Origin of the sequence: Pseudomonas sp. GXM4 (assembly GCF_008923895.1) — a bacterium.
In the GTDB taxonomy this organism is placed as follows: Bacteria; Pseudomonadota; Gammaproteobacteria; order Pseudomonadales; family Pseudomonadaceae; genus Aquipseudomonas; species Aquipseudomonas atacamensis.
In genome coordinates, this window is sequence record NZ_WBRZ01000377.1 from 1 (window position 1) to 4,017 (window position 4,017).

General features: G+C 58.7%; 5 protein-coding genes. 3 read left to right on the plus strand and 2 right to left on the minus strand.

The window, feature by feature from the left end:
- Positions 1-46: 46 nt before the first annotated feature.
- Together F8N49_RS26125 and F8N49_RS26130 are read right to left on the minus strand one after the other, a co-directional pair.
- Entirely contained in the window at positions 47-310 is a 264-nt protein-coding gene (locus F8N49_RS26125) for a DUF4404 family protein (protein ID WP_016775472.1), read from the minus strand.
- 108 nt (positions 311-418) lie between these two features.
- Positions 419-1,039 (minus strand): phosphatase, encoded by a 621-nt coding sequence (locus F8N49_RS26130; RefSeq protein ID WP_071173046.1) that lies wholly within the window; start codon positions 1,037-1,039, stop codon positions 419-421.
- 199 nt (positions 1,040-1,238) lie between these two features.
- On the opposite strand from F8N49_RS26130, the gene F8N49_RS26135 reads away from it, so the two are divergent.
- From F8N49_RS26135 to rssC, 3 genes are all read left to right on the plus strand, one after another.
- Positions 1,239-1,928 carry a VacJ family lipoprotein gene (locus F8N49_RS26135; RefSeq protein ID WP_151553163.1) on the plus strand — a complete coding sequence of 230 codons (690 nt, stop codon included), beginning with the start codon at positions 1,239-1,241 and terminating at the stop codon, positions 1,926-1,928.
- 344 nt (positions 1,929-2,272) lie between these two features.
- Positions 2,273-3,454: a two-component system response regulator RssB gene (gene rssB, locus F8N49_RS26140; RefSeq protein WP_024013622.1), complete on the plus strand. Its 1,182-nt coding sequence runs from the start codon at positions 2,273-2,275 to the stop codon at positions 3,452-3,454.
- A complete protein-coding gene (rssC, locus tag F8N49_RS26145; RefSeq protein WP_003226553.1) occupies positions 3,454-3,936 on the plus strand; it encodes an anti-sigma factor antagonist RssC in 483 nt (160 codons plus the stop codon). The genes rssB and rssC overlap by 1 nt, the downstream gene beginning before the upstream one ends.
- Positions 3,937-4,017 lie beyond the last annotated feature (81 nt).

Sequence of the window (4,017 nt, forward strand, 5' to 3'; positions counted from 1 at the left end):
AAAAAGCCCTGCCATCGCTGGCAGGGCTTTTTTGTGCGGCGGGGCGTCAGATGCCCATGCTGCCCAGCGTATTCATGATATTGCGCAGGGTGCCGGCGATCGCCGGGTGTTCGACTTCGAAGCGCTCGACCGCCAGGTTCACGCCGTCGGCGATGCTCGCGTCCTGGGTGGCAGTTTCCAGCTGGATTTCCGATTCGATCTGCGCCATCAGCGCATGCAGATCCTCACGCTCGGCTTCCGACAGCGGTGGATTGTGTTCCAGCTGCTCGCGCAGGGTATCGAGCTGTTTTTGCAGTTCTTGGGCGGGCATGGTGGTTTCCTTTTATCAATAGGCACTGGCATTGACCGCAGCCACGCGCCAAAGGTCTATGGCTGACCTTTAGATTAATCCACTCTTGGTAAACCTGCATGACGCCGATCAGGGCTTTTCGCCTTTGGCGCGGCGCAGGCTGATGTCGGCGAGGCAGGCGTCCAGTTCGCCGAGATGATCGATTACCGAATGCACGCCCAGGCCGAACAATTGCACGGTTGCCTTGCCGCGCAACTTTTCGCGTTCCTTTTGTGACAAAGCCTGCCACTCGCTCGGGCTCAGGCCGCATAGCGAGCCACAGGACGCCAGGCCAATCGTCCATAACCCGGCATTCAGACCGGCCTGTAACAGGCGCGGCTCACCACTGACCAGCACGCAGCCGTCGAGGCGGTCGATGTTCAGATCCATCAACGCTTGCCAGCAGGCGTTGGGGGCGGGCCACGGATTCATTGTTGCTGAATGTTGCGTCGGTTTGATCCAGTCTGGCAGCGAGGAGGCCAGTGGCTGAGCGAGGGCGGGGGGCAATTCGTCGAGCCACGCGCAGGGAATTCCCTGGCGCTGCAAACTTTTCAGGCTATCGAGTGCGCCGGGTGTAGTTTTGGCATGTTCCGGCTGGGCGTTGAACTCTTGCGCGGCGCGGGCACCGAAATCCACCAGGCAACCGCTCAGGCCGAACAGCACGGCAGTCAGGCCGGGCGCGGCGACGGGCAAGGTTTCGGCGTGAGTCATGGCAACGTCCCTGAAATAACGCTCAAGACTAGGGCGCTGGGGTGACAGTTGCATGACAGCCGAGTGAAACGCTGCGTAGGAAACTTCCTGCATATCCTTGCAGCGGCGCACTGCCCAAATCGGCGTTTATGCTTATACTAGCGGCCTTAATGCCCGGGCCGAGAGGACCGCGCCAGTATCGAATCCAAGGAGTTTTTCTATGCGCTGGAGCCCTTCGCTCACTCAGCTAAGTGTATGTGCCAGCCTGTTGCTGGCGCCGTTCGCCACCCAGGCGGCCACCGAAGAAGACCCTTGGGAAAGCGTCAACCGGCCGATTTTCCAGTTCAACGACTTCGTTGACACATACGCGCTGAAGCCACTGGCGCAGGGTTATGAGTTCATCACCCCGCAGTTCGTTGAAGACGGCATTCACAATATGTTCCGCAACGTCGGTGATGTGACCAACCTGGCGAACAACATCCTCCAGGCCAAACCGGCTGCAGCGGGCGTTGATACCGCCCGACTGATTTTCAACACCACCTTCGGTCTGCTCGGCTTCTTCGACGTCGGCACCAAGATGGGCTTGAACCGCAGCGACGAAGACTTCGGTCAGACCCTCGGTTACTGGGGCGTGGGCAGCGGCCCGTACGTGATGTTGCCGCTGATGGGGCCGAGCACCCTGCGTGACGCACCTTCGAAATACGTCGACAGCTTCAGCGGCGCGTACCGCTACATCGACCACGTGCCGACGCGTAATTCGATCTTCGGCCTGAACATCGTCGATACCCGCGCCAGCCTGCTGTCGAGCGAGAAGCTGATCAGCGGCGACAAATACACCTTCATCCGCAATGCTTACCTGCAAAACCGCGAGTTCAAGGTGAAGGACGGTCAGGTCGAAGACGATTTCTGATTTCGACCGGCGACAGAAAGGCGACCCTCGGGTCGCCTTTTTTGTCCGCGCCAGAGCGTCACCGGCGACTGCCACTACCTTCCATCGGGTTACCGTTGGAGCGGTTCTTATAACTCCCGGTGATTTGACAAACAAAGTCGTCAAGCGACAATTGGCGCATGCTTGAAACGCTCTGCGGATGGGAGTACCGTCTGCGCCTTAGAAGGGCACCTCTGTTTAAAACCGCGCGCCAGGCGAATGCTTGAAAGCGCTGCAACAGAGAGGCTAGAAAGCGAATCCAGTAGTCTGCGCAGGGCCGTTGCCCCGCTCACTACGCCAACCTAATTCTGGCGCCGTTTGCCCACATGCCAAAAACCAGTGCCACGCTGCTGATAATCGATGATGACGAGGTAGTGCGCGCGAGCCTCGCGGCCTATCTGGAAGACAGTGGTTTCAGCGTCCTGCAGGCCGGCAACGGTCAACAGGGTCTTCAGGTATTCGAGCAAGACGAGCCCGATCTGGTCATCTGCGATCTGCGCATGCCGCAGATGGGCGGTCTCGAACTGATCCGTCAGGTCACCGAGCGCTCACCCGATACGCCGGTGATCGTGGTCTCGGGTGCCGGGGTGATGAACGACGCGGTCGAGGCCCTGCGCCTGGGCGCGGCGGATTACCTGATCAAGCCTCTCGAAGATCTGGCTGTGCTCGAGCACTCCGTGCGCCGGGCCCTGGATCGTGCGCGGCTGCTGCTGGAAAACCAGCGCTACAGCGAGAAGCTGGAAAAGGCCAACCGCGAGCTCGAAGCCAGCCTGAACCTGCTCCAGGAAGACCAGAACGCCGGTCGCCAGGTGCAGATGAACATGCTGCCGGAAAGCCCGTGGAGCATTGACGAATTCAATTTTGCCCATCAGATCATCCCGTCGCTGTACCTGTCGGGTGATTTTGTCGACTATTTCCGCGTTGACGAGCGCCGGGTCGCGTTTTATCTGGCGGATGTTTCCGGGCATGGCGCGTCATCAGCCTTCGTCACCGTGCTGCTGAAGTTCATGACCACGCGTTTGCTCTTCGAATCGAAACGCAGCGGTACCTTGCCGGAGTTCAAGCCTTCGGAAGTGCTCGGTCATATCAACCGGGGGCTGATCAGTTGTAAGCTGGGTAAACACGTCACAATGGTCGGTGGAGTCATCGACGAGGAGACCGGTTTGTTGACCTATAGCATTGGCGGCCATCTGCCTTTGCCTGTGTTGTACACGCCTGACAGTGTTCGTTATCTCGAAGGCCGTGGCCTGCCGGTGGGGCTTTTCAATGAAGCCACCTACGAAGACCACGTGCTTGAGCTGCCGCCGACGTTCAGCCTGACGCTGATGTCTGATGGCATTCTGGACCTTTTGCCGGAAGCAACGCTCAAAGAAAAAGAGGCTGCTTTGCCCGAACGGGTGAAGTCAGCGGGCGGCAGCCTGGATGGTCTGCGGCAAGTGTTTGGTTTGGCCACGCTAGGGGAGATGCCGGATGATATCGCCCTGTTGGTGTTGAGCAGGAATCTTTAATGAGTACCGGTAGAATCCAGTTCGCCGAGCAGGACGGCACCTTCGTCCTGAAGTTCGTCGGTGAAGTTCGCCTGACCCTGTGTTCGGCGTTGGATGCGACTATTGAGAAAATCTTCACCGCGCTGAATTTCAACGCGATCGTGATCGATTTGACCGAAACCCGCAGCATCGACAGCACCACCTTGGGCCTGCTGGCCAAACTGTCGATCCTGTCGCGGCAGAAGGTCGGCCTGTTGCCGACGGTTGTCACCACCCACGAAGACATCACTCGGCTTTTGCAGTCGATGGGCTTCGAGCAGGTGTTCAACATCGTCAACCACCCGGTGCCGTGCCCGGAGTGCCTGGACGACCTGCCGGATCAGGACCAATCCGAAGAAGTGGTGCGAATCAAGGTGCTGGAAGCGCACAAGATTCTCATGGGCCTGAACGATTCCAATCGTGAAGCGTTTCATGATCTGGTGAATGCGCTGGAAAGACACTGATCTCGTGAATTGATGGTGTCTGGGCTGGCCTCTTCGCGAGCAAGCTCGCTCCCACACTGGATCAGTTCGATCACAAATCCC